This window comes from Streptomyces bambusae (assembly GCF_019400985.1).
Classification (GTDB): Bacteria; Actinomycetota; Actinomycetes; order Streptomycetales; family Streptomycetaceae; genus Streptomyces; species Streptomyces bambusae_A.
Genome location: NZ_WTFF01000035.1, coordinates 1 through 23568, shown reverse-complemented (window position 1 = coordinate 23568; position 23568 = coordinate 1). Strand labels below are relative to the sequence as shown.

At 69.8% G+C, this 23568-nt stretch carries 19 protein-coding genes and 3 pseudogenes; 15 read left to right on the top strand and 7 right to left on the bottom strand.

The annotated features are described in order from the left end of the window. Window positions 1-84 precede the first annotated feature (84 nt). From GPJ59_RS08130 to GPJ59_RS38865, 3 genes are all read left to right on the top strand, one after another. Window positions 85-849 carry a GNAT family N-acetyltransferase gene (locus GPJ59_RS08130; RefSeq protein WP_219665783.1) on the top strand — a complete coding sequence of 255 codons (765 nt, stop codon included), beginning with the start codon at window positions 85-87 and terminating at the stop codon, window positions 847-849. A 29-nt stretch (window positions 850-878) separates the two neighbouring features. Further along, window positions 879-1103 (top strand): translation initiation factor IF-1, encoded by a 225-nt coding sequence (gene infA / locus GPJ59_RS08125; RefSeq protein ID WP_219665782.1) that lies wholly within the window; start codon window positions 879-881, stop codon window positions 1101-1103. 103 nt (window positions 1104-1206) lie between these two features. Beyond that, window positions 1207-1674 (top strand): helix-turn-helix domain-containing protein, encoded by a 468-nt coding sequence (locus tag GPJ59_RS38865; protein WP_374200806.1) that lies wholly within the window; start codon window positions 1207-1209, stop codon window positions 1672-1674. Window positions 1675-1796: 122 nt separating this feature from the next. Here GPJ59_RS38865 and GPJ59_RS08115 read toward each other — a convergent pair whose 3' ends face one another. The 3 genes from GPJ59_RS08115 to GPJ59_RS08105 all read right to left on the bottom strand — a co-directional run bounded on the left by GPJ59_RS08115 (window position 1797) and on the right by GPJ59_RS08105 (window position 3334). After that, complete coding sequence (locus GPJ59_RS08115; RefSeq protein WP_219665781.1) at window positions 1797-2288, bottom strand: hypothetical protein; 492 nt, start codon at window positions 2286-2288, stop codon at window positions 1797-1799. 29 nt (window positions 2289-2317) lie between these two features. Further along, window positions 2318-2782: a hypothetical protein gene (locus GPJ59_RS08110; protein WP_219665780.1), complete on the bottom strand. Its 465-nt coding sequence runs from the start codon at window positions 2780-2782 to the stop codon at window positions 2318-2320. A 333-nt stretch (window positions 2783-3115) separates the two neighbouring features. Continuing rightward, window positions 3116-3334, bottom strand: a complete 219-nt coding sequence (locus GPJ59_RS08105) for a hypothetical protein (RefSeq protein WP_258024043.1) — start codon at window positions 3332-3334, stop codon at window positions 3116-3118. A gap of 225 nt (window positions 3335-3559) precedes the next feature. On the opposite strand from GPJ59_RS08105, the gene GPJ59_RS08100 reads away from it, so the two are divergent. Then, window positions 3560-4453, top strand: coding sequence for an alpha/beta fold hydrolase (locus tag GPJ59_RS08100; protein WP_219665779.1), 894 nt, complete (start codon window positions 3560-3562; stop codon window positions 4451-4453). Between the two features lie 979 nt (window positions 4454-5432). Here GPJ59_RS08100 and GPJ59_RS08095 read toward each other — a convergent pair. Beyond that, complete coding sequence (locus tag GPJ59_RS08095; RefSeq protein ID WP_308120185.1) at window positions 5433-6284, bottom strand: LysR family transcriptional regulator; 852 nt, start codon at window positions 6282-6284, stop codon at window positions 5433-5435. 81 nt (window positions 6285-6365) lie between these two features. Between GPJ59_RS08095 and GPJ59_RS08090 the strand changes: the two genes are divergently transcribed. The 3 genes and pseudogenes from GPJ59_RS08090 to GPJ59_RS08080 all read left to right on the top strand — a co-directional run. Further along, window positions 6366-6860, top strand: coding sequence for a cupin domain-containing protein (locus GPJ59_RS08090; protein ID WP_219665778.1), 495 nt, complete (start codon window positions 6366-6368; stop codon window positions 6858-6860). A gap of 20 nt (window positions 6861-6880) precedes the next feature. Beyond that, window positions 6881-7147 (top strand): annotated as a pseudogene (locus tag GPJ59_RS08085) (DoxX family protein); the annotation flags it as partial. A gap of 289 nt (window positions 7148-7436) precedes the next feature. Continuing rightward, a pseudogene (locus tag GPJ59_RS08080) lies at window positions 7437-7815 on the top strand (FAD-dependent oxidoreductase); the annotation flags it as partial. Between the two features lie 39 nt (window positions 7816-7854). Here the strand turns inward: GPJ59_RS08080 and GPJ59_RS08075 are convergent. Further along, window positions 7855-10008 (bottom strand): phospholipase D-like domain-containing protein, encoded by a 2154-nt coding sequence (locus GPJ59_RS08075; protein ID WP_219665776.1) that lies wholly within the window; start codon window positions 10006-10008, stop codon window positions 7855-7857. A gap of 355 nt (window positions 10009-10363) precedes the next feature. Between GPJ59_RS08075 and GPJ59_RS08070 the strand changes: the two genes are divergently transcribed. From GPJ59_RS08070 to GPJ59_RS08060, 3 genes are all read left to right on the top strand, one after another. Next, window positions 10364-10804: a VOC family protein gene (locus tag GPJ59_RS08070; protein WP_219665775.1), complete on the top strand. Its 441-nt coding sequence runs from the start codon at window positions 10364-10366 to the stop codon at window positions 10802-10804. Between the two features lie 341 nt (window positions 10805-11145). Continuing rightward, window positions 11146-12396, top strand: coding sequence for a CHAT domain-containing protein (locus tag GPJ59_RS08065; RefSeq protein WP_219665774.1), 1251 nt, complete (start codon window positions 11146-11148; stop codon window positions 12394-12396). Then, the gene (locus tag GPJ59_RS08060) at window positions 12396-12974 is read left to right on the top strand and encodes a hypothetical protein (protein ID WP_219665773.1); all 579 of its coding nucleotides are present in this window, start codon (window positions 12396-12398) and stop codon (window positions 12972-12974) included. Before GPJ59_RS08065 ends, GPJ59_RS08060 begins: the two co-directional genes overlap by 1 nt. 1337 nt (window positions 12975-14311) lie before the next feature. Here GPJ59_RS08060 and GPJ59_RS08055 read toward each other — a convergent pair. Both GPJ59_RS08055 and GPJ59_RS08050 read right to left on the bottom strand, forming a co-directional pair. Further along, window positions 14312-17161 (bottom strand): hypothetical protein, encoded by a 2850-nt coding sequence (locus GPJ59_RS08055; protein WP_219665772.1) that lies wholly within the window; start codon window positions 17159-17161, stop codon window positions 14312-14314. Between the two features lie 461 nt (window positions 17162-17622). Further along, on the bottom strand, window positions 17623-18054 hold the full coding sequence (locus GPJ59_RS08050; RefSeq protein ID WP_219665771.1) for a DUF5958 family protein: 432 nt from the start codon (window positions 18052-18054) through the stop codon (window positions 17623-17625). Between the two features lie 183 nt (window positions 18055-18237). On the opposite strand from GPJ59_RS08050, the gene GPJ59_RS08045 reads away from it, so the two are divergent. From GPJ59_RS08045 to GPJ59_RS08025, 5 genes and pseudogenes are all read left to right on the top strand, one after another. Then, window positions 18238-19143 carry an ATP-binding protein gene (locus tag GPJ59_RS08045; protein ID WP_219665770.1) on the top strand — a complete coding sequence of 302 codons (906 nt, stop codon included), beginning with the start codon at window positions 18238-18240 and terminating at the stop codon, window positions 19141-19143. A 181-nt stretch (window positions 19144-19324) separates the two neighbouring features. Continuing rightward, window positions 19325-20909: pseudogene (locus GPJ59_RS08040) on the top strand (Mu transposase C-terminal domain-containing protein). Then, window positions 20906-21673 (top strand): ATP-binding protein, encoded by a 768-nt coding sequence (locus tag GPJ59_RS08035; protein WP_219665769.1) that lies wholly within the window; start codon window positions 20906-20908, stop codon window positions 21671-21673. The pseudogene GPJ59_RS08040 and the gene GPJ59_RS08035 overlap by 4 nt, the downstream one beginning before the upstream one ends. 1 nt (window position 21674) lies before the next feature. Continuing rightward, window positions 21675-22640 (top strand): hypothetical protein, encoded by a 966-nt coding sequence (locus GPJ59_RS08030; RefSeq protein WP_219665768.1) that lies wholly within the window; start codon window positions 21675-21677, stop codon window positions 22638-22640. Window positions 22641-23051: 411 nt separating this feature from the next. Continuing rightward, complete coding sequence (locus GPJ59_RS08025; protein ID WP_219665767.1) at window positions 23052-23255, top strand: hypothetical protein; 204 nt, start codon at window positions 23052-23054, stop codon at window positions 23253-23255. Window positions 23256-23568: the final 313 nt, after the last annotated feature.

The window sequence follows — 23568 nt, the reverse complement described above, 5'->3', positions numbered from 1 at the left end:
CTCCCTCCTTCCGTCACGGTGTGCGACTGACCAGGTGTCGTCGGGAGCGCCGCTGCAACCAGGCACTCCTGAAAGGCGACAACCATGAACATTGCGACGGTCAGCCGGGTGACCGAGACCCGGTGGCAGGCCGTGGTCGGCGATCGGATCGTCGGCCACGGCGACGTCTCACAGCGGCCGGACGGGCGGCGCTTCGTCAGCATTGACGTGTGGCGGGACGAAGTCTTCGACCGGCTCGCCACCGCGATCCTGGCGGATCTGCCGACCCCCCTCCACACCGTGGTCGGCGAGGCCGACTTCGATCTGAGGTCCCGCTGGGAACAGGCCGGCTTCACCCTCGAACGCCGCGAGTGGGAGTACGTCCTGTCCACCGACCCGCGCGAGACCGGGCTCGACGCGCTGTGCCCGCCCACGGGCGTGACGTTCCTGCGCGGCGGCGACGTCGACGAAGGCCTCCTGCACGCGCTGGATCGCGCGATCCGCGAGGAGGTAGAGGCCACCGTCGGATGGCAGACCATGCCGGCCGAGGTACTGCCGCGCCCGGCCGGGAGGACAGTGGGGGACCCGTCGAAGTACACGGTCGCGGTCCGCAACGGCGCGTACGTGGGTCTGGTCAGGGTGGCGCCGGTTCCCCGCCGAGCACGGGTCGGACTGATCGCCGTACGGGCCGACCACCGTCGCCGAGGTGTCGGGCGGGCACTGCTGGCCCACACGCTGGGCTCACTTCACCGGGCCGGAACCGCCTCGGCCTGGGCCGAGGCGGACGAGTCCAACACCGCCGCGCTCACCCTGCTCGAAAGCATCGGCGCCCAGCGGACCGGCAGCAACCTGGAACTGGTGCATCACTGACAACTCACCGATTCGAGAAGCGAGGAACATTGGCAAGAACAGCACACGGCCTGGAAGTCGAGGGCACCGTTGTCGAATGCCTGCGCAACGCCACCTTCAAGGTGGAGCTCCAGAACGGGCACCACGTCCTCGCGCACATCAGCGGGAAGATTCGCAAGAACTACATCAAGATACTCCCGTTCGACCGGGTGCTCGTGGAAGTCAGCCCCTATGACCTCACCCGCGGCCGGATCCTGTACCGGTACCGGACCTGAGCACTGGAGAAACCGCCTGAACCCGCAACGACCCACCGTGTCGGCCACTCGACCCCGCGTGGCCCGGACGGCAAAGTCCTGAGCCGTTCTCCCGGCTGAGGCCGTGCCGGACCAGGGCACGCGGAAGCCTCGCAGGCCGGTGAGCGGAGTCCACCGGCCTGCGAGACAGGAGAGCTTGGGTGTTCGGGTGGCCGGCCGAAGACCTCTACGGCGGGACCGTCGACGAGGGGCCTGCCAGGCCCAACTGTCGGGCGTGGGCGATGTCCGCGCAGCTTGCGGGCTGGGCAGCCGGGTGCTTGACCCCCCACCCGCTGGAGGGTCGAAGGTTGTCCTCGTAAACGACCGCACCGAGTTGTTGCCCACCGGCGAGCTCGCCCGCCGCACCGGGCTCTCCGTGCGCACGATCCGCTTCTGGTCCGACAGCGGGGTCGTCGAGCCGACCAGCCGCTCACGAGCTGGCCCGGATGTCCGCCTACGAGCGGCAGCGGATCCTGGTGGAGGTGAGTGCCGCCGAACCATAGACCACGGCGGCGTCCGTCGGCACCGCTCAGGTCCAAGCGGCTGCGCCTGACGCACGTCCGGAGGATCTGGTCTGGTTCGGGGCGGAGCCGGCTGCGGCCGACGGTTGAGCGGGGCGGGCCTGTTGCCGTCCGGGGGAGGCAGTCATCTCGCGCGGCTCGCTGAGCGCCGCGGCTATCGGAGATCCGGGTAGGACTCCGCGGAGGAGCACCCGGCACAGGTTCCGTAGTCGACGCTGCCGTCACCATTCGCCGGCTCGGAGTCACCTCCGGTTCGCGTGCCCGTCAGGAGGTCTCCCGCGGTCCGGGCCCGTTCGTTCTTGACCCCATTGTCATGGCCCGCGAGGCCGTTGAGCGTGTCGCCCCCCTTCATGGTCTCGAGCCTTCTCTGGTGCTCGCTCAGTGCCTGCCTGGCCGCCAGTGCCCGGTCCTGTTCTTCGGCCTTGGTTTGGGCCCTGCGGTTGGCTTCGATGACCTCCTGGTGCTGGAGGCGCAGCACCCGGGTGATCGCGGATCGGTCGCTGTCGTCCTGCGGCATGGCGGCCTGCGCTGCGGCGGCTGTCGGCGCCGGGGCCGCCCATGCGCTGAGGGAGAAGACACTGCATCCTGCGACCAGAACGCCCGACGCCGCGACCGCGAAGCGCCGTCCCCACAAGCTGATACCCATTTCTGTCTCCCATCTCGATATCATTGGCGCTATCGGACGTCCGGGGCTACCGGCCCCTCGGAGCACCCGGCGCACGTTCCGAAATCGAGGCTTCCTTCATCTTTCCCGGACTGCTTGAAGCTGCTGTTCTTCGCGTCCTGCAGGAATTCAGATTCCTGTTTCAGTTCGTTCTTCGCACCGGGGTCGTGGCCGAAAAAGGCCCCGAATTCTTCGAATGTTTTGCCGTCCCGTAGCTTCTCGACCTGCTCCGTTTGGTCGAGCTGCCGCTCCGCCGTCCTGCGCAGGTCCTGCTGCTCATTCCCCCAGGTGGTGATCGCGTTCACGGCTTCTTGCCTCTTCAGGCTCGACATCGTGGCGATCGAGTCGTCGTCACCCGTCACCGTGGTCGTGGCGCCGGCGTACTGCGCCGATTCAGCGGCCATGGCACCAGTGGGCAGCAGTGCGCCTCCTGCGACGATGGCGGCTGACGCAGTGAGCATCACAATGCGCTTCATCAGGAATCTTCCTCCGACATAAGGGCAAATCGATTGTTGAAAGGTCCCGCGAACCGTGCCGTCGGGTCGTCCCGGGCAGTTCGAGCGGGCCACCTGCTGGGTGTTTTCCCCTGCCTTCGAGTAAGCCCTGGCCAGCGATTTTCCGCACGATCCGGAATTTCGGGGCTTGACAGATGGAGGGGTCATCGACACGGCATGGCGTGGCGACCCGTGGACGGAACCGGAGTCGGTGCCGGAGGCGGGACATCTCGGCTCTCAACCTCTCGAACCTCCTGCTCCGACCGCCGGCCCGCAGTAGGGCCCGAGCCCGACCACACCGCCCCGCTGTGCTGGTCACGGCCATTCGTTGTTGGCTGCGGCTGCGACCAGCACCGTCGCTTCGTAGCGGACGGCGAGTTCGTCGTCTCTCGTGGCGACAGCGCGGTGCCGTTCGAGGTGGTTGATCCCGCACTCGACGGCGTGCCGCTCCTGGTAGTCGGCTTTGTCGAACTTCGGCGGCCGCCCGCCTTGTGAGCTGCGCCCCAGCCGGTTGCGGACACGGTCCGGGACCATGGTCCGGCGGCTCGACGGAGATCCCGCGGGGCGGTTCCTTCTGGAGGTCCTCCCTGCCGCCGCCACGGCGGCGTCCTGGTGTGCCCGGCATACGGTGGAGTCGACGTCTACGTCCCAGGTGCGATCTCTCGGTTTTGGGACTTGCGGCCCCCATGTATGACCTGTTCCGCCCTCCTGCGAAGATCATTTCAGGGCCGCACGGGCCGCTTTTCCAGGGAGGCAACGATGACGGCACGGACTGGTTCCTTCGCCGAAGACGCGGCGCGGACGCGCGTACTGGCCGCCTACGACCGGGCCATGGCGTTCTGGCCCGAGCCGCGCGAGGAGCTGGACGTCCCGACCCGCTTCGGAAGGACGCGGGTCCACGCCTACGGTGCGGGCGAGCGGACCCCCGTCGTACTGCTGCACGGGCGGAGCGCGACACCTGCCGAATGGGCCCCACACGTCGAGGCGTTGGCCCGGGGAGGGCGGCGCGTACTGGCGGTCGACCGTGTGGGCGAGCCCGGGTACAGCTCGCAGAGCCTTCCGATCGGCAGCGCCGACGACGCGGCTGCCTGGCTGGAGGCCGCCCTTGCCGGACTGGGGCTGGAGCGGGTTCACCTGATCGGGCATTCGTACGGCGGCTGGGTGGCGCTCCAGCAGACCGTGCTCGTCCCGGGGCGGATCGCGTCGGTGGCCGTGTACGACCCGCCGCGGGCCCTCGCCCCGCTCAAACCCGGATTCCTGCTGGGCGCCATCGCCGGTGCCGTCAGCGGCTCCGACGGCTTCCAGCGCCGCTGGTTCACCCGCCTGATCGGTGAGACCGGCGTGAGCGCGGAGGAAGCCGAGGCGGGGATGCGGCTGTCGCTGGACGCGATCAACGGATTCCGCCTGCGGTTGCCGCAGCCACAGCGCATGAGCGACGAGGAACTGGGCTCGATCAGGGTGCCTGCTCTCGTGCTGCTCGGCGGCGCCGACCGCGTCATGCACTCCCGCCGTGCCGAGGCCCGCGCACAGCGCCTCATCCCGGACGTACGGACCGAGATCGTGCCCGGTGCGGGGCACGGCATCCCGGTGGGGATCTTCAACGAGCGGGTGCCGGCCTTCCTCGACGAAGTGGAGCGATCCGTACGGACCTGAGCCAGTGCCGTTCTCCTGCGTCGCCACGCCGTGACCACCGCGGACGTCGGCCCCTCCCCGCCCACTTCGGTGTGTACGTGCTGTACGGCGACACCGAACCGCCCGGGGCTGTGGTCGGTGATCCTCGACGACGGCAGACGCCTTCGGGTCGCGATGAACGAGGAGGACGAGGAGGACGACGGTACGAGTTCTGGGCGGCCACGGCAGCGGTGCCGGGCCTGCCCGGGATCCGCGTGGACGAGGGGCTGTGGCGGCTACGGTAGCCCCCGGCCGTGCGCGGGAGCTACCGTCTCGCCGTTCCTCGCCCGCTGCCGGTCACCGGGCCGCACACCGGAGAGAATGGCTCGATGCCCCTGGCGGCCCTGCCGCGCCCCTCGGACGGATGACGCGGCGCTCGTCCCGCCGGATCGTGCCGGGCTGTCGGGCTGACCCTGGAAGGGGGATCGTGAGGGAGATCCCGGGATGATGCTCCGGCCGCCGGTTGAGCTGGTGCCGGCGCAGGCAGCGGAAGCCCTGCCGGGTCCGGCCGCGTTGCGTGCAGGGGTGGCGAAAAGCAGAAGCCGCACAGGCGCCCGGCGCCTCTGCTCACCCCGGCCGGGCCGAGCGGCGCCGTGCTGGTGCAGACGCGCCGCGGGTCGCTGGTCCAGGACCGGCGGCCGGACCTGGTGGCGGCCGCCGATAAGCAGCTGCTGCACGGCCTCGCCCTCGATGGAGAGCCGCTGTGGCCGGCCCTCGGACCCCTCCGACCGCCCCACCGCCAAGGAGCTGACCGAGCAATGGTGACCTTGCGCGCCCTGAACCTCGACGCCCCCCTGCCCTGGAACTCCGGCGTCGTCGAAGGACACGCCAACAGGGTCAAAGGCGCTCAAAGGCGAGGTGTTCGGCCGCGTAGGCTTCCGGTTCCTCCGCAAACGCGTCCTACTCGCATGAAAGGGGACGTTTCGCGATCCACAGAACCCGAGTCAGAACCGCCGGTTGCTCAGTGACGGTAGGCGGTGGTCGCGGTCTCGATGAAGGATCGGATCAACGGGTTGGCGTCGCCCTTGTTCCACGCCGCCACCACTCGGCTCGGCGGCATGTCGATCAGCGGAACCATGGCCAGCTCCGCGGGCAGGTCGTGTCCGAGCGGGGCAAGGCCCATCGTACCGTTCCACAGCACCGCCTGCAGACATTCCTGGACGGCGCGCACCACTGGGCCCTCGCGCGGCCTGCCGCCGTTCCAGTACGACTGCCAAACGGGGTCGGTGCCCTGCGGGAACTGGAACCAGCGACGGTCGCTCAGCTCGGCCAGTCGCAGGCCGTCGCGGCGGGCCAGCGGATCGTCGACGCGCAGGACCACGCCGACCGGATCGGTCCGCAGCGTACGGACCGTCAGGCCGGTTTCGTCGAACGGCGCCCGAGTCAGCGCGACGTCGACCAGTCCGGCGCGCAGCCCGCAGGTGGGGTCGCTCAGGTCGGTGTCGCGGATGCGGATGTCGATGCTGGGGCGGCTTCGGCGGTAGGCGGCGGCCAGCCGGGACAGTCCCGGGTCGGCGCCGTCGCCCAGGATGCCGATGGTGATGGTCGCGGCGCCGGCTGCCGCGCTCACGCGTACCTGGACGCGGTCGGCATGGTCGAGCAGGGCGCGCGCCTCGTCGAGCAGCACCGTGCCCACCGGAGTGAGCGTGACGCCGGTGGGCGAGCGGGCGAAGAGCAGGGCCCCGATCTCAGCTTCCAACTGCTTGACCGCCCGGCTCAGCGGCGGCTGGCTCATGTGCAGTCGGGTGGCGGCCCGGCCGAAGTGGAGTTCCTCGGCGACCGCGACGAAGTAGCGCAAGGTACGTAGCTCCACGCTGCAACGATACCCACCTGGTATCGGCGCCGTGGAACGGGTCTTGGACACTGAAGCAGCTCGGGCGGTGCACTGGTGGCCATGACCGAAGAAGCACGAATCAGCGAGCCGCAGACCGGACCCGCCCTGTCGGTGGTGGGTCCCGGCGAGGGCGAGACGATTGTTCTGGGCACCACGCGCATGCGCGTCCTGGAGGACGGCAGCCACACCGGGCACCGCCTCGCGATCGCCGAGTCCGTCCTCGCCCCGCACACCCAGGGACCGCCGCAGCACCGCCACGGCCGGCACGACGAGGGCTTCTACGTCCTCTCCGGGACCGTCCGGTTCACCGTAGGGGACCAGGACCACGACGCCACCACGGGCACGCTCGTGATGGTTCCGCCCGGCACCCCTCACACCTTCGCCAACCTGACCGACCAACCTGCCGTCATGCTCAGCACGTTCACACCCGACCTGTACGTGCAGTACTTCCGAGACCTCCAGGAGGTGCTCGCCGGCGGCCGGCCGCTGACTCCACAGGCCAACATCGACGCGATGAGCCACTACGCGACCGAGCCCGCCACCGACCGCGGCTGAAGCCGACGGCACGGCACGGCCGACCGATGATGGCCTGGGTCGACCGCGTACCCCTGCCCGCCCTCAGGGTGCTGGGGGCGGTCGAAATACTCGGCGCGACCGGCCTGGTACTGCCGCCGCTGACCGGCATCGCTCCCTCACTGGCGCCGGCCGCGGCCATCGGCTTCGTACTCCTGCAGATCGGCGCGATCACCGTCCACCTGAGCGGCGAAGACCGCCGGATCGTACTCAACGCCGGACTCACCGTAACCGCGGCCGTGACCATCTGGCCGGCCGTCCGGCTGTGAACCAGCACAGTCCTCGACCGGGGGTGGCGAAGGCCCCTTCTGGACCGCAGGGCGACGCACGGGAACCGGGTTCCGTCGCCGGCGGAGCGGTGCGAGAACGCGCGTGAGCACGATCGACCCGGATACAGGACCGCACCCCATTCCGGGCAGGTGTCGGGACTGAGATGCGGTGTCGGTCATCCATCGGCGGCTGCCGGTTCGATGTCGGCGGCTTGTCGACGAGGCCCTGCAACGTTCCAGGAACGGCCGGCCAGAACTCACTGGGCGGCCCCGATCCCCAGGAGTCACCATGCACATGCCCGTCACGATCATCGGCGCCGGACTCGGCGGACTCACTCTGGCCCGCGTCCTGCACGTCCACGGAATCCCGGCCACGGTCTACGAGGCGGAGTCCTCCCCGACGGTTCGCGCGCAGGGCGGGCTGCTCGACATCCACGACTACAACGGACAGCTCGCCCTCAAGGAGGCCGGCCTGATGGACGAGTTCCACGCCATCGTCCTGGAGGGCCACCAGGCGATGCGGGTTCTCGACCGGGACGGCACCGTCCTGCTCGACAAGGCCGACGACAGCACGGGCGGCCGCCCCGAGGTGCACCGCGGCGAGCTACGACAGATCCTGCTCGACTCGCTCCCCGGCCGGCACCGTCCGGTGGGGGCACAAGGTCAGCATCCCCACCCGGCTCCGCACCTGATCCGAGAGACAGCCCTCAGAGCGTGCCGGTGATGGAGGCGGTGCCGAGGGTCCCGGTGACGTCCTGGAGCGTGACCGTGGTGGCCGGGGTCCAGGTGCCGTCGGCGTGGCGGATGATGTGCAGGAGCTTGTCGTCGGAGGTGGTGGCGGCGAGCTGGAGCTCGCCGTCGACGTGGGCGGCGCCCAGGGACTTGACGGCGACCGCTCCGAGGTAGTCCTTCAGGTCACCGAAGGAGGTCCAGGTCCGGTCCGCGTTGCGGATCGCGTGGTACTGGCGGGTGCCGTTGTCGGTGGCGATGACGATCTGCGCGTCGCCACCGGTGCCGGCCATGCTCACGGAGCGGACGGGGCCGGTGGCCCCGGCCGCGCCGGCGACGTCACCCCAACTGCTCCACTGCCCGGCAGTGTTGCGGATGGTGTGGAGGGCCTTGCCGCCGCTCACCGCGACGAGCTGCAGCTCGCCGCCGACGCTGGCGGTGGCAGCAGCGGTCACGGTGCCGATCGGTCCGACGGCGCCGGCGACGTCACCGAAGGGAGTCCAGTGACCGGTGGCGTTGCGGATGGTGTGGAAGACCTTGCCGTTGGCGACCGCTACGACGTGCAGGTCGAGGCCGATGGAGACGGCAGAGACCTGGGTGACGTTGCTGAGGACGCCGGCGACCGCGCCGACGTCACCGAAGTTCCCCCAGGTGCCGTCGGACGTGCGGACTGTGTGGTAGATGCGGCCGTCACCACCGAGGGCGACGACGTGGGTGTCGGCATTGATGCCGGCAGCCGCGGCCGTGCGTACGCCGTTGATGTCCCCGGCCTCGGAGCGGACGTCGGTGAACCCCGTCCAGGAGCCGTCGGCGAGACGCATGCCGTGGTAGAGGCTGGTGCTGGTCTGGACGAGGGCCGCGGTCTTCCAACCGGGGGCAGGGGCTGGGGCCTGCAGCCAGCTGGTGCAGTGCGGCCCTGCCTTGACGGTCTCGAAGTTCGACCTGAACGCGTCGTAAACCGCCGGGTTGTCGATCTTCAGCAGCGTCTCGTCGTGCGAGCGAAGGTTGGGGAAGGTGTAGTTGTGGCTTCCCGTGAAGACCAGCTTGCGCTGTGGGACTCCCAGGTAGGTGCCCTCGACGAGCAGGTACTTCGAGTGGATACCGATCGTACGCGAGGTTCCGTCGCTGCCCGTCGCAGTGCCCGCGCAGCGGGCGATGTAGCCGAGTTTGCCGGCGATCGCGTTCTGGACGGTGGTGCCGAGGTTCCCGTCCTCGCCGTTGTGCAGCAGCTCCACCTGGCATCCCGCGGCCTGGAGCTGGACCAGCTTGTCGGCCACCTGGGGGCGTGTGAAGGCGTACATGCCGATCCGGATCCGGCTGGTCCCACCGGCGCAGTCGATGTTGTTCAGCAGGGAGACGACGGTGTCCGTGCCGGGGTCCGTGGAGTACGTGGTGCCCGACTTCTCCTGGCGCGGGAAGAAGTACGTCTTGTACGGGCCGGTGTCCTGGGTCTTGTAGTAGTGGGCCAGGCCCGTGCCGGAGGACCCGTAGGTCAGCAGGTCCTGCCAGTACGACCGGTACGCCGTGTAGAGGCCGGACCCGTTGTCCGGGAGGGTGACCGCGTTGTTGTAGAGGTTGCGGCGCTGGCTGGTGGTGAGGTTCGCCGAGGTCTGGAAGACCACGTTCTCCGTCGTGCCGACCTTGGAGAACAGGAAGAACTTGTTGTGGTTGATCGCGCCGTCGTCGCCGCCCCCGAGGTCGCGGTTGCCGATGCAGCCGCGGGCCGCCGGGCAGGCCATCACCCACGAGTCCGCGGTCAGGTCGGTGCCCAGGCCGCTGGCCGCGGCGAGAGCGGAGTACTCGGACCCGGTGGCCTTGCCGCTGTCCGGGTCGATGTCCGGGACGGCGTCCCCGTCGACTATGACCTTGACCCTGACTCCGCGCTGCTTGGCCGCGACCAGGGCGCTTCGCACCCCGCCGTCGGTCATCAGGTAGACGGAACCGTTGATCTCCGAACCTGCTGGCGCCCTGTTGACCAGCGAGATCAGCTGGTTGCGTATCGCGTCCTGCTGGGCCGCGGTGCCGGCCGGGTCGTTGAAGGTGGCGGTGACCGTAACCGAGTCGTCAACGGCTCCGGCGCCAGGAGTGCTGAGGAGCGTCAGCCCCACCATCAGCCCCGCAACCAGCGCCACTGATCTTGATTTGTGCATGCCTCAGTCTTTCATGACGACTGACACGGCGTCGGACGGGCGGTCCAGGCCCCGGGGAGGTGCTCGGGCCGCCGGTGGAGCCGATGCCGGCGCAGGCCGCGGAGCGCCGCACCAGGCATCACTCATTCGGCAGCCGGAAGCCGGCAGCAGCGATGCGCAAACGCATCCGGAGACGACCACGCGGTCACCCGCAAGCTCCTGCGTCTACCGGGCGATGACCCAGGTCAGCGACCTCCGGAACTCAGCCCGTTTACGGGTGTCGAGAATGGGCCGCCGGCTCCGTCCTCGGTATACCGGTGGCCTGCAACTGGCAGCGCAACACAGAGGGAGAACCGTCGTGACGCTTCAGCGGATGGACAACGTCGGCATCGTTGTCGAAGACCTGGACGCCGCCGTCGCCTTCTTCACCGAACTGGGCATGGAGGTCGAAGGCAAGGCGCAGATCAAGGGCCTCTTCGCGGATCAAGCCGTCGGACTCGACGGAGTCCGCAGCGAGATCGCGATGATGCGGACCCCGGACGGCAACGGCAAGCTGGAGCTCGCGCAGTACCACACCCCCGCGGCGATCAGCGGCGGATCACACAACCCGCCGCCGAACACGCTGGGCCTGCACCGGGTCATGTTCGCCGTCGACGACATCGACGACACCATCGCCCGCCTGCGCCTCCATGGCGCCGAACTGCTCGGCGAGGTAGCGCAGTACAAGGACATCTACCGCCTCTGCTACCTCCGCGGCCCCTCAGGCATCATCCTCGCCCTGGCCGAACAGATCAGCTGACGGCCCTTCGCAGCTGACCTGCGAGCAATCAGAACAGTCCGCTGGATGGATGAGGAGGACAGGCGACGAACGCCTGTCCTGCCCATCTCCAAAGCGAGCCGGCACCCCACCGGCGTGTCTCACGAGCAGGCAACTGTCGCACGGGCCGCCGCGGCCCGCCGCAGCAAGGTCCCGTGCGCCTCCGCCGGCGCCAAGCTCCTGGCGATGCCGAGCGTGAAGGGGCCGACGTATCGCAAGGGACCGGCCGGCGGGCAGGAAGCGGTGCCGTCCGCATTACGCGGACGGGAGTGTCCGCCTACCCTTGGTAAGGGAAGTTGAGGTCGGCAGGTGAGGGGAGTCGGGTGTCGGCCGAGAGTGTCCGCGTCGTCCTGGTCGAGTACTACGTCACGGAGCACGGCATACGCATCTTCGGGATCGTTCCCGAGGCGGAGAAGCCGGAGATCCTCACTGTCGGGCTGACGCGAGCGGAGTTACGGGCCTCGGTCAAAGACTTCTACGCCCTGTTGCGCGGTGAACGCTTCCGCATGGCCGATTACCTTGCGGGGGAGGCACTGCGGGCGCTGGTGCGGCCGATCGAGGAGTGGGCGGCGCCTGGCGACGTCGTCTATCTCGTGCCGCATGACGCCCTGCACCGGCTGCCGCTCCATGCCGTCCCCCTCGACGGCGCGCCACTCGCCGACCGGAACCCCGTCGTGCTGACACCCAGCGCGTCCGTGTTGCGGTACTGCTGGTCTCAACGGAAGGCGACGCGCTCGTCGGCGCTCGTCGTGGCCGCCCCTCCCGCCGATCCGCCGATGACGTTCGCGCTGACGCAGGCCACAGCGGTCAGCCGACTGTTCGCGGAGCCCGAGGTGCTCGTCGGTGCAAGGGCCTCTCGTGCCGGACTGCTGGAGCGGTTACGGGCGGGAAACGGGTCACCCGACGTACTGCACTTCACCGCCCACGGCGTGTTCGAGCCGGTCGATCCGATGCGCTCCGGTATCGAACTGGCCGATGGCAGGCTGACGGCCGAAGACGTCCTCGGCCTGTCCTTGGCGGCGGACCTGGTCGTGCTCGGCTCGTGCGAGAGCGGCCTGAGCGACCGGCGTCCCGGCGACGAACTGATCGGGCTCACCCGAGCCCTGCTGTACGCGGGGGCGGCGTCCACGCTGGTGTCGTTGTGGCGGGTCGACGAGCTGTCCACCGGCTTGCTGCTGACCCGCTTCTACCAGGAGTTGCGAGCGGGCAACAGCAAGGCGGAGTCACTGCGCCGAGCCCAGACATGGCTGCGCGGACTCACCCACGCCGACGTCCTGCGCCATGCACAGGACGTACGGTCCACGCTGGCGGACGGCTCTCCTCTGGAGACGGCGCTCCTCCTGGAGGAAGCCCAGCTCCTCGCCAGGGCCGGCGACGTCGGGACCGCCCTGCGGATCTACGACGAGCTGTGCGCCGCCCGCGGCCTGCGGGACGGTCTGCGTGCCGCCGCCCGGGAACAGGCCGGCCTGGTGCGGTTCGCCCGGCGGGTCTTCGAGCGGCGCTCGGGGGAGGAGAGGGCCTTCCCCGATCCGTACCACTGGGCGCCTTTCGTGCTGACGGGAGACTGGTGCTGATGACTTCCGGCCGTACGGTGTCCGACCTCATGAGCACCGACTTCGATACCGCGCACACGGAGCCGACTGGTGCCGACTGCCCGGACTGCCCGGAGCGTCCGGACCATCCGGACCGTCCGGACTGCACGGGCTGCCCGGACCGTACCGGCCGTCTCGTCGTCCTGCTGGACGGGGCGGGCATCCCGCACGGCTTGACGGGGCCGGACGGCCGGGGGCCGGTCGTCGTGGTCTCCGCGCGGCTGGACATCGTCGTGCTGCTCACCTCGGTCGACATCCTCGACGCACTGGACGGGACGGCCGGGTTGGTGGTGGTGCGTGCAGGAACCGCGGTGGTGGGCGTGGTGCCGGTGGACGCACTGCGTGAGGAGGCCGTCCGCTTCCTGGAGACGGCAGGAGCCCAACTGGGGGTGGACTCGGACCCGCTGGGAAGGCCGACGGACTTTCCTGACCCGGTCCGCATCACGTGTACCGACTGCGGCGAGGAGAACGAGTTCGAGTACTACGTCCAGGGGAAGGCGTACACCTGCCAGAAGGGCCCCCATCGCCTGGTGCCCCTGTCCCGTCGTGGCGGCACGTGATGGGCGTGCTCGACACGGCCGCCGGGGCCCTCGAACAGCGCACCCTGCGCGCCGTGTTCGTCCCCGTGCTCGGCTTCCTCATCGCCCTCGGCGGGCTGGTCGTCGCAGGGGTCGGCTGGTCGGCGGCCGTCCGGTGGTGGGCGGCCCTGGACGGCTCGGCACGGCTGGCACTCGCGGGCGTGCTGCTGGTGGCGGCCCTCCTGATCACACAGCTCGTCACGGCGCAGCGCACGGCGTTGGTCCGCCTACTGGAAGGCTACTGGCAGAGGCTTCCGCAGACGTGCACCACAAGGGGCCGGCGCCGCCAGGCCGCGATCCATCGCAGGCTGGGCATCGACGATCCCCGCTGGCACCTCTACCCCCGCGACAGCCGGCTCCTGCTGCCCACGACGTTCGGCAACATCATGCGCGGCGCGGAGCAGTACAGCACCGACCGGTACGCGATCCGGGCGGTCATCGCGTGGCCCAGGCTGTACCCGACGCTCCCCGAATCGTTCCAGCACACTCTTGCCGCGGCACTCGGCGAGCTGGAACTCGCCGTGACCATGTGCGCCCTGGGTGTGGCGTTCGCGCTGACGGGCACCGGCATCGCGGCATGGCTGCTGCCCTGGTACGCAGTGGCCCTGTGCTGGTGGGGCGGATTCCTGGTGGCATGGCTCGGCTACCTCGCTGCCATCGGCGCCGCCGAGGCCTACGGCCGGCTGTTCCGGACGGCCTTCGACGTCTACCGATGGTCGCTGGTGGAGGCCATGGGTCTGCGCCGCCCCTCCCACCACGAGGACGAGCCCACCTTGTGGCAAGCCCTCGACCGGCTGTGGGTCAGAGGCGCAGTGCATACCGACGAGTCCGCCCTCCTGGACCACGTGGACTCGGGCGCCGAGCCCCCGCCGTTGCGGCCACCTTCCCCACGGCCGGACCGCGCCGAGCAGGAACACGATTCCCCACACGCCTCTTCCACGGAGGGCAGCGGCCGCGGGGGCGGACTGTCAGCAGCCTCCAGGAGGCGCTGGCCCCTGGTCGTCCTGGCCCTGGGACTGGTGCTCGGCGGTGCGACGGCTGCCGTTCAGACCTGGACGGAACCGACGACCACGCAGCGGTCCGTGCTGCCCTACCGGCCCCTGGCCCTGGCCGACCTGCACGGCGATCACGCTCGCGACATCGTCGGCCGCTACCCGCTGCGCCCCCTGGCCGCCAGGCAGGTCGTCCCGCCCGACTCGCTCGGCCCCCGACTCGCCGACGGGGCACTCGACGGCCGGACGGTCCTGCCGCTCCGCCTCGCCGAAGGGCGCCTGCTCGCGGACACCGTCCGGCGCGGGGACAGGGTCACCGTCATCGTGTCAGCCGGCACGGTCGTCCCCGACGTGCTGGTCCTGGACTTCCGAGGAGACGCCGTGATCGTCGCGGTCGTCCGGGCCCGCGCCGCCGACCTCCTCGCCGGGAGCGGCCCCCTTCGCGCCCTGCCCGGCTGACCCCGCCTCGGCCAGAAGCGTCCGCACCTGAGCGAAGGTGATAGGTGTGCCCCGACGCAGGGCCACGTACTCGGCCGCCCGCCCACCGTGGTCGGCCAACGCGTCCCACACCGCCAGCTGCCGGTCACGGGCGCGGCGCCGGGCCCTGAGCGGCCCGGCCCTGTCAACCGCCACCCGCATGCGCCGCGCCTCGACGTGCAGGCTCCGCTCGGCCACCGCCTCCCTGCCGAGCAGCCACACCAGATCCAGCGCCTCCTCGTCCAGACCGGCCCCCTCCAGGTCCTTCATCGTCTCGAACAGCTCACGCTGCGCCGCGGTCGCCGCGTCCATGGCCTCCGCCCATCTCAGACCGGGCGACCAGCCGTCCTCGTCGCGAGAGGGCGTGGCACCGTACCGGCGCGGAACCACGTACGCCCGACCGATGCGGCTCCCGCTGCGCTCGACCTCTTCGGCCGCGCGCTCCACCCGGAGCATCGCGGCCACGACGTCGGTCAGCCCGTCGAGCTCGGGCCGGGGCACCCGTTCCCCGAGCAGATCGACCAGGTCCCGCGACCGGGCCCGCTCCACCAGGTCGAACGCCTTCACCGGATCGGCCGCCTCCTCGACCAGCAGGCCCACGACCTCCTGGTACAGCGGTTCCGTGGTCGCCGAGTAGGCGATCCTCTGTTCACCGCCCAGCACATTGGTGCGGCCATCGTCCCTGAGCGCGACGGCCTGCTGCAGACAGGCCAGGGCGCGTCGCGGATCGGTGCGGGCGTACGCCTCGCCGCTCAGCTCCAGCAGTTCCGCCGCGACCGCCCCCAATCCCCGCCGCACCAGCCTCAGGGCCGTGCGGTACAGGATCTCCGCGCCGCGTTCCGGTACGCCGGAACCGAGCTGGACCACTCCCCAGCGAATGGCTCGGCTGCCGGGAACGTCGAGCATGCCGCCCAGCACACCGCTCACGAAGGCACGCATCCGTACGTTGCCCGGCACCTGCTCACGGAACACTTCGGCACCCCGCACGAACACGTCCAGGTCATCCGGCGAGGACAGAAAGCGCCCCCCGATCCCGGCCGCGGTGATCGTGACCGTGTGGCGGACCTGCTGGATCTTCTCGGCACCGGCACTCTCCGGATGGAACGGGATGCGGCTCATCCGGTCCAGGAAGGCGTCGAGCCGCGGGTCCTTCCACGCGTACAACAGGCTGCCCACCTCGATCATCATCCGGGCGCGCAGCGCGGGAACGACGTGCGGGCTCATCAGGGCGTCTTCGAGCGGCCGGAGATCGCGGAGGCCGATGTCCAGGCCGGCGAGCCAGGCGTCCTTGGCGATCTGAACACGGATGTTCGCCAGTCCCGCCCTCCGGCACAGTTCGGCGGCGTCCAGGAGGGCCCGCTGCCCGTCCTCGGGATAGCCGTGCAAGAGGTACGCGTACCCGAGTGTCGTCAGGCAGCCGATGCGGCAGGCCCGGTGCTCCAGGCGAACCTCGCGTGCGGCGTCCTTCGCGGGCGCGGTCAGGTTGAGCAGGCGGACCGCCTTGTCGGTCCAATGGACCGACAACTCCACGGAGCGCTTGCCGTTCATAAAGCTGTTCCAGTGCTCGGGAGCGGGAGGGATGAACGTGCCCTGGGAGATCCGCGCGGCCGATTCGTCGAGCACCTTGACCAGGGTGAGGTCGGGCTTGCCCTTGCGACCGTGCGTGGCGTCGTACCGCCAGGTCTTCTGCAGCCACTCCTCGTCACCCTGATTCGTGTACCGCACGAACAGCGAAGCGTCGAGCCGGTGCAGCCAGACGCAGGGCCGCTTCATGAACAAGGCCAGGAACAGCAGGTGCAGCGCGACCGCGAGGCCCAGAGTTTGGGCAGTTTCCGCCGTTGCTGTCCCGGGACGGGCCGTGAGGGTCAGCGCACCGAGCCAGGCGGGGAGCAGGAGAAAGCCGTAGGCCGCGCTGAACACGGTCCGGTGCCGCACCTGCGGGGAACCGACAACCGAGATGAACGCCCGCTCGCAGAACCTGATGCAGACGGTCAGGGCCCCACTGAGCGCCCCGGCCACCAGCAGATAGACGAGGACAACGAAGAGCCGTTCCGGGCTTCGCTCGGCGATGACCGCGCCCACCGGGCTCAGCGCCAGCAGTGCCGCACAGGTGATCCACGAGAGGGCGGAGACCTGCACCTCCATCCGTCGATAACGGCTCAGGCTGCGTACGGCCTTGAGGAACTGCTGGTGCATGACACCTGCCAGCCCCAGGATCACCAGCGACGACAGTGCCGGTTGCCGGGCCCACAGCACCAAGGGCACCGCGAGAGCGCCATGGGCGAGCCACTCCACCAGCCGCGGCAGGCGACGTCCCGGCTCATCCAGCCCGTATCCGGTGACGAGGAGCACGACCTCACCGGTCCTGCGACTGCTCACTGCTTCGGCCAGGGTCAACTGCACGATGCCGAACACCAGCACAAGGGGCAGGAACCACCACAGCAGCGCGGCCGGCGGAACCCCCTGCAGCAGCAGCGCCGCGCCGCCGCCGATCCCGCACGCCACGCTGCCGACCCCGCCGATTGCCGCACCGAACAGCACCAGGAGCGTCAGCGTCAACGGGCCGCCCGCGGTGAGCTCGACATAGGCATCACTCAATACCCAGCCCGCACACCCCCAGAGGAGGAGCCTGGCCAGCCGACGCAGCGGACTGGTGCGCGCGTACCGGACGGCCAACGAAAACCACGAATCGTCACCCACGTGCCCTCGCCAGGTAGAAGAGGCTGGAGTGCGCAGTTCAGGTACGGAGGGGAATCAGATACAAGCCACTTCTCATCGTATGCGTCGGCCCACGTTGATCGTGCGCAATCAGCCGACCGATGGCTCGGTCCGGACCGATCACTCGGGGGGCGACATCGTGATGGGCTTCGCGGGGGACGAACAGGCGGAGGCGGTCGGCCGGAGGACGAGACGAGCCTGCGCGCAGCTTCGCCGGGCCGACTCACGAAGAGCCGGATGCCGCTCCTCGTTGTGTGCGGCGAGCAAGGAACCGCACCGCGAGGCGCCGCAGATCCGCGTCGCGCAACCTGCCCCCCTGCCGCCACAGCTCGAGCGCAGGGAGAGCCTCCGGTAGCTCCGCATCAACTTCCTTGTCTCCGAAGCCTGGTGTGAATGGGAGGTGTGGTGGCAGTGGTTGGTTGTCAGCGGATGACCGTGCTCGCTTACGACGGTTGCTGACTGCTCCTGGGGGAGGGCAGGTTGTGCCATGGGTGTCCGCAGGCGTTCTTGCAGTAGGTGTGTCTGCGACGGGTGTCGGCGACGGCGAATACCGAGACGAGGACACGGAAGGCTTTGACGTGTTCGTCGGCGGGGAGGCCGGAGAACCCGTAGCGGGGTGGGTCCATGCAGATCATCACTGAGGGGTTGGCGGTGGGTTTCACCCCGGACCGCGCCACGCCCGCGCGCCCGTCCGCGGCCGTGATGTGTGCCTGCATCGCGTAGCCGCCGACCTGTTGCAGTACGTCGCGCCGGCTTGCCGGGGAGAGGCCGGAGAACCAGGCCACCCCGTCGTCCAGGGTTCGGAGCTCCTGGGCGATCTCGTTGACGATCAGCTCGGTCTGGGAGTGGCCGTCCGCGCTGCTCGTTGCGGTCATCTCGTGATCATTCCATGTTGTCGGTTCAGGGCGGGTCTGGTACACCGCTATGTCCTCATTCGGAGTGGCTGTCGTGGGGTGACCAGGCTGCTGCCACGAGGTGGCCAGCACGGTGGTGGGTGGCTGTCATGGGTTTGCCTATTCCAGTGTTTGTTGCGGTGGTCGCCGGGTGTGGTGGTGGGTGTGGGTGAGGACGGCCGGTTGGCGCGGGGTGTGGTGGTGCGTCGGTTGCTGGTGGTGGATCAGGGGCCGGGGTCGGTGTCGTCGCTGCATGTACGGGTGATGGCCGAGGCGGCGGGTGTGACGGTCCGGACGGTGTGGCGGTGGCTGTCCGAGGCGCCGGGGCCCGGGACGGGCAAGGACAGCGAGGGGAGCGCCGGTCCGTCGCGGGGTGGGGTGCGGTTGTTTGTGCCGGGTGCGCGTGTGGTGTCGACGGCCGGGGTGGCTGCGGTGGTGGAGGCGGTGGGGCACACGGTCGCGGCGCGGGGGGTTGGGTGTGTGTTCGGGGAGCGGGGGGTGGGCAAGACGGTGGCGGTGCAGCAGGCGCTGCATCTGCTGCCTGATCGGGTTCCGGTCTGGCGGGCGGTGGTCGGCGTGAAGCCGGGTCTGCCGCAGATGCGAGCTTCGTTGCTGGAGGCGCTGGGGCTGGCAGCGGGTTCTCTGGCGCATCGTGCGCAGCCGGCAGACCGGGCCCTCGGAGAGGCGCTGCGCCGGCCCGGGGTGCTGTTCCTCGACGACGCGCAACGTTTGTCCCCGCCGCTGCTGGACTACCTGCGCCTGCTGTGGGACGAGCCGGGTACGGCGGCGGCGTTGCTGCTGTGCGGGGCGGGGGTGGAGCGGGTGATCGCGAGGGCGCCGGCGTTGCGGTCGCGGGTGCTGACCTGGCACCAGGTCCCGGGCTGGATGGGGAGCGGCTCGGGGAGACGCTGGCGATGTTCCATGACGTGTGGGAAGGCGTCGATCCGGCGGATGTGGCGTGGGCGGATGCGACGGTGGCACGGGGCAACTTCCGTACCTGGGCGAAGATCACCTCTCACGTCTACGCCGTGTCCAGGAGAGGCCGGGACGTACGGGTGGACCGTGCGCTGATGGAACAGGCCTGTGCCCGGCTGGGCTCCTGCCCGTAAGCCGACGGTGCGGGATCGGAAGAGGGAGACCAGGACCGGGCGGCAGGGAGCGTTCCTTGATCAGTTCATCCGAGTCGGGAGAGTCGGCACACCTGGACGTGCCACACCCGATACCCGAGCTCCAGGGGCCGGCGCTCGCGGCGTTGCGGGGACCGGCTGTCCAGCAGTTGCTGCGGCTACGCGCCCAGGCGCGGCTGTCGCGGGGGCATGTGCGTCTTGCGGGGGAGTGTCTGGGGGTTTCGGAGCGGACGGTGTGGCGGTGGCTCGCGCAGGCCGAGGCCGATGCCGGCGAAGGGCCCGGTCCGGGCGCCCGGTCGGTGGACCGGTTCGAGGTGACGCCGGAGGTACGCGTGCTGCTCGCGTACTGGCGGGGGAACGCCTCAGCAGTCCACCGCCAGCTGGTGGCCCGCGCCCGGACAGCGGCTGGTGAGCCAGCCACCGCGATTCCGGACGGTGCGCCGACGGAGGCGGTGCCTTGCTGGATCCGGTGCCGTCGTTGTCGACGTTCCTGCGCGCGGTGCGCCGTGACCTGACCGTGGGCGAGCGTGCGGGTCTGGGCCGGGGGCCGGAGGCGGCCCGGGCTCACGATGTGTTCGGGCGTCGCCCGATGCAGTGGCGGAACCACACCTGGGAGGCTGACCACGTCCAGGCGTGGTCGACGCGGACGGGGAGCTGGTGCGCCCGTGGGTGACGTGGTTCATCGACGTCGCGACGAAGGCCATCACCGGGACCGCGGTCACGCCCGGTCATCCGTCCCGGGCCTCGATCCTGGCAGCGCTGCGCGCCGCGCTGCTGCGCACCGGACCGTACGGGCCGGCAGGCGGCGTTCCTGAGCACGTGCGGGTCGATCGGGGCCGGGACTTCCTGTCGAAGACGGTCTTGGGTGCCTTCGGCGTCCTGAACTCCAAGTTCGAGGATTTGCCTGCCTATAGCCCTCACCTGAAGGGGACGGTGGAGAACCTCAACCGGTGTGTGGACCGCATGCTCTTCGCGGTCCTGCCTGGCTACTTCCTCACCCCCAAGCCCCGGCGGGCCAAGAAGAAGCCCGACCCCGACGAGCCGGTGCCGCTGACCTTCGCCGAGTTCACCGCCGAGGTCCTCGACTGGGCGCGGTGGTGGAACACCGAGCACCGCCCAGCCGGCCTGGCTGGCCGGACCCCTCTCGAGGCCTGGCAGGCCGACCCCACGCCGGTCTCGGACATTCCCGAGGCCGCGTTGTGGGGGTTGATGCTGGAGGACGACGGCCGGGTCCGGAAACTGAGCAGCCACGGGGTCCGCTGGCGGGGCCGGGACTACCTCGGCGCGTGGATGGCCGGCCAGGCAGGCCGTCACGTCCGTATCCGGCACATGCCCCACCACGATCACGAGATCGAGGTGTGCGACCCGGCTGGCCGGCACCTGGGCACCGCCCACCTCGCCGACGCCGCCACCCCCGAACAGCTCGACGAGCTGCGCCGCACCCGCACCGCGCGGGCCCGCCGCCTGCGCGAGGAGGCAAAGAAGGCCGAGGTCCTGCGCCGCCAGCGCTTCGCCCCGGCCACCACTCCCACGCCCGCACAGCGCCTGGGCGCCGTCACAGCGGCCGAAGCCGCCCGGGAACTCGCCGCGAGCGCTGACAGCGACATGGCCGCCCTGGCCCTGCCCGACCTCATCCAGCCCGCTCCGCCGCCCGAGGACTGGAACACTCCGGCCTCCCTGCACCACGCCGCCCGTAAGGAGAAGCGATGACGAGCCAGCTGCCGCCGCGGGAGACCGATCACTACACTCAGCTCGCGGACGCCGCAGTCGTCACGACCCGGGCTCTCCTGGCCGCGAGGGAGAACATCGCAGACACGATCGAGGCCAGGGCGATGATCTGCATCTACGGGCAGGCAGGGCGGGGCAAGTCGTTGGCGGTGAACACCTCGCTGCGTGAGCTTGCGCCGAAGCTGACGCGCCGGATCCAGTTTCGCTCCCGCCCCTCCACCCGCGACCTGCGCCACGAGCTGTTCCACGCCCTCGGTCTGCAGGGCCGTCCCCCGACGCAGCCGATCGAGTTCGACCGGATGCTGCGCGGGGCTCTGGAGGAGACGCACGTCCTGGTCTGTGACGAGGCGCAGTGGCTGTCCAAGATGTGTTTCGAATACCTGCGCTACTTGTGGGATGACACCGGCTCGGACCTGACGATCGTGTTCACGGGTGGCGACGGCTGTTTCGAGATGTTGCAGAGCGAGCCGATGCTGGAGTCCCGCGTGTACGCGTGGCAGGAGATCGAGCCGATGCCGCTGGAGGAGGTCCTGGCCGTCATCCCGGCGTTCCATCCCGTGTGGGCGGACGCGGATCCGGACTTGATCGCGATGTGCGATGACGAGGCCGCGCACGGCAATTTCCGGGCTTGGGCGAAGATCACCCATCATCTGACCGCGGGGATGAAGGAGTCAGGGCGGGTCCTGGACGAGGACCTGCTGCGCTGGTCCTACAGCAAGCTGCGCCAGCGCCCGCGGGTGGCCTGAGGTGCTGGACTGCCCGAATCCGCCGCCGGTGACGGTGGTCCTGGACCCGTACGACGACGTGGTGGTCCACACCCGGGCGGCCCTGGCCTCCCACGCTCCGCAGCAAGGTCGCCTTACCATTCATCCGACCCCGGGCACCGACGCCGCGATCGCGCTTGCTTACGACATCCTTGCCGCCCTGGGCAAGCCCGTCCCCCTGGCCGGCTACCGCCCGCTCGACCAAGGCCCGGCCTGGTCGGTCGCGGCAGCCTGGATCCTCGCCACCCCCATCACCCACCTCACCCTGCTGCGCGCCCACCTGCTTACCCCGCACCGCTTCAGAGCCCTTCTGGCCTTGCGCCGGCGTACCGGGGTGCGTTTGATCCTGGTCTGCCATCACCGGGCCATGCGGGTGTTCCTGGAGCGCGAACTGAGGCAGGTCGACCAACAGCATTGCCGAGGCTTCCGCCCTGTTGCCCGAGGCCGAACCGGCCATCCGCTTGCCACCGCGCACGTCCGCGATCTGGGCCCGGACGGCACGACGATCACGCTGCATGACCGCGGGTTGAGGCGGGGCTGCATGACTCATCCTGTTCCCGCATGGGCCAGTCCGTTGCTGAGGGCGGCCGCTCTCCTCCGGCGGATCGGGTCGAGCACTAGCGGACCGCTGTTTAGCGATCCGCTGGGAGGCGAGGGGCTGCCGTCCCTGATGGCCTTTGCCGAGGACTGCAGGCTGCGCCCTCCCCAGCCGCCCTGCCCCAAACCGCGCCGGAGCCGACGGGGACCAGCCCCGAGGGTGAAGGAGCCCGCGAAGACCATCTGGCCTGTGTGTACCGCCCATTACGGGCTCTCGTGGGCCCGAGATGAGCCTGATCTGATGCAGGGATACCCGTACCCGCCTCCGCACACGCGGAAGACCATCGAGAGGCGGAAGAAGGGGTGGCTGCCCCCGGACTACGGTCTGCGCGAGCTTCGCCATCTGCGCTGAGACCCCGTGTGGGCTGATGCTCCGCTGCCCTGCACTTCTTCTTCCGGAGGGGCGGAGTGCTCAACCTCGGCTGTGCCCAGGTTGGATGACGACACGTTCATGCGGGATGTCAGCTGTGCTGACTGATGGACGGTAAATCTGTCACCTCCTTCACTGATGGGCGTCTCTGGCTTTCACCGGTGAACCCGGAGCTCATGAAGGGTGCGAGAGGGCACTGCTGTGCAGGTTGGCCGAGTACTGCGCAGTTTCACTGGTCCACGGCAGTTCCGGCGAGCCGGCACCTCCAACGATGCAACCCATCTGCTCCAGAGACGATCCGGAATCAGGATTGAAGCAGTCGATGGATCCGTAGGATGGATCCGTGCGGGCGGGATTTCGGATCCCCACCCCTCCGTGAAGAAGGATTACCCAGTGGAACCCACCCCTCAAGAAGTCCTGGCCGAGCTCTACGGGTACGACGAGGACGCCCACTTCGACACCACCCAACTCCGAGAGGGCCTGGCTCATCGGATGCCCTCGACCCAACTCGACAAGCTCATCGCCGCCGTCGAGGCGACAGGGGATCCAGCAGTCGATCTCGAAACAGCCACGGCACTCCTCGACGGCATCCGTTAGGCCCAGCCCGGTGCCCGCGGACCGCCCTATCGCTGCTAGCCAGGCCCGCGTGCGGGCCTTTCGGGCTGGAGGCGAAGCCGGAAGTCCGGGGGTGGGAGCGCAGCGGACACCCCAACAGGCCGAAGGCCTGGACCCCGTGAAACGGGGTCAGCTTCGAGGGAGCGCAGCGAACTCGAAGCAGTCCGGAGCGAAGCGCAGGACTCCGGGCCCGAAGGGCCGGCGCCAGCCCGGCGAAGCCGGGCAGCTCCTGGAGCGAAGTGGAAGGAGCCGACCGCCGAAGGCGGCCCCGCCGGAGCGAAGCGCTGGCGGTCAT

Bases quoted from the DNA above. Each gene is read 5' to 3' on its own strand.
- GPJ59_RS08115 (WP_219665781.1), bottom strand. From the start codon at position 2,288: ATGGGTATCAGCTTGTGGGGACGGCGCTTCGCGGTCGCGGCGTCGGGC.
- GPJ59_RS08110 (WP_219665780.1), bottom strand. From the start codon at position 2,782: ATGAAGCGCATTGTGATGCTCACTGCGTCAGCCGCCATCGTCGCAGGA.
- GPJ59_RS08130 (WP_219665783.1), top strand. From the start codon at position 85: ATGAACATTGCGACGGTCAGCCGGGTGACCGAGACCCGGTGGCAGGCC.
- GPJ59_RS08090 (WP_219665778.1), top strand. From the start codon at position 6,366: ATGACCGAAGAAGCACGAATCAGCGAGCCGCAGACCGGACCCGCCCTG.
- GPJ59_RS08105 (WP_258024043.1), bottom strand. From the start codon at position 3,334: ATGGTCCCGGACCGTGTCCGCAACCGGCTGGGGCGCAGCTCACAAGGC.
- GPJ59_RS08050 (WP_219665771.1), bottom strand. From the start codon at position 18,054: ATGACCGCAACGAGCAGCGCGGACGGCCACTCCCAGACCGAGCTGATC.
- GPJ59_RS08060 (WP_219665773.1), top strand. From the start codon at position 12,396: ATGACTTCCGGCCGTACGGTGTCCGACCTCATGAGCACCGACTTCGAT.
- GPJ59_RS08035 (WP_219665769.1), top strand. From the start codon at position 20,906: ATGACGAGCCAGCTGCCGCCGCGGGAGACCGATCACTACACTCAGCTC.
- GPJ59_RS08100 (WP_219665779.1), top strand. From the start codon at position 3,560: ATGACGGCACGGACTGGTTCCTTCGCCGAAGACGCGGCGCGGACGCGC.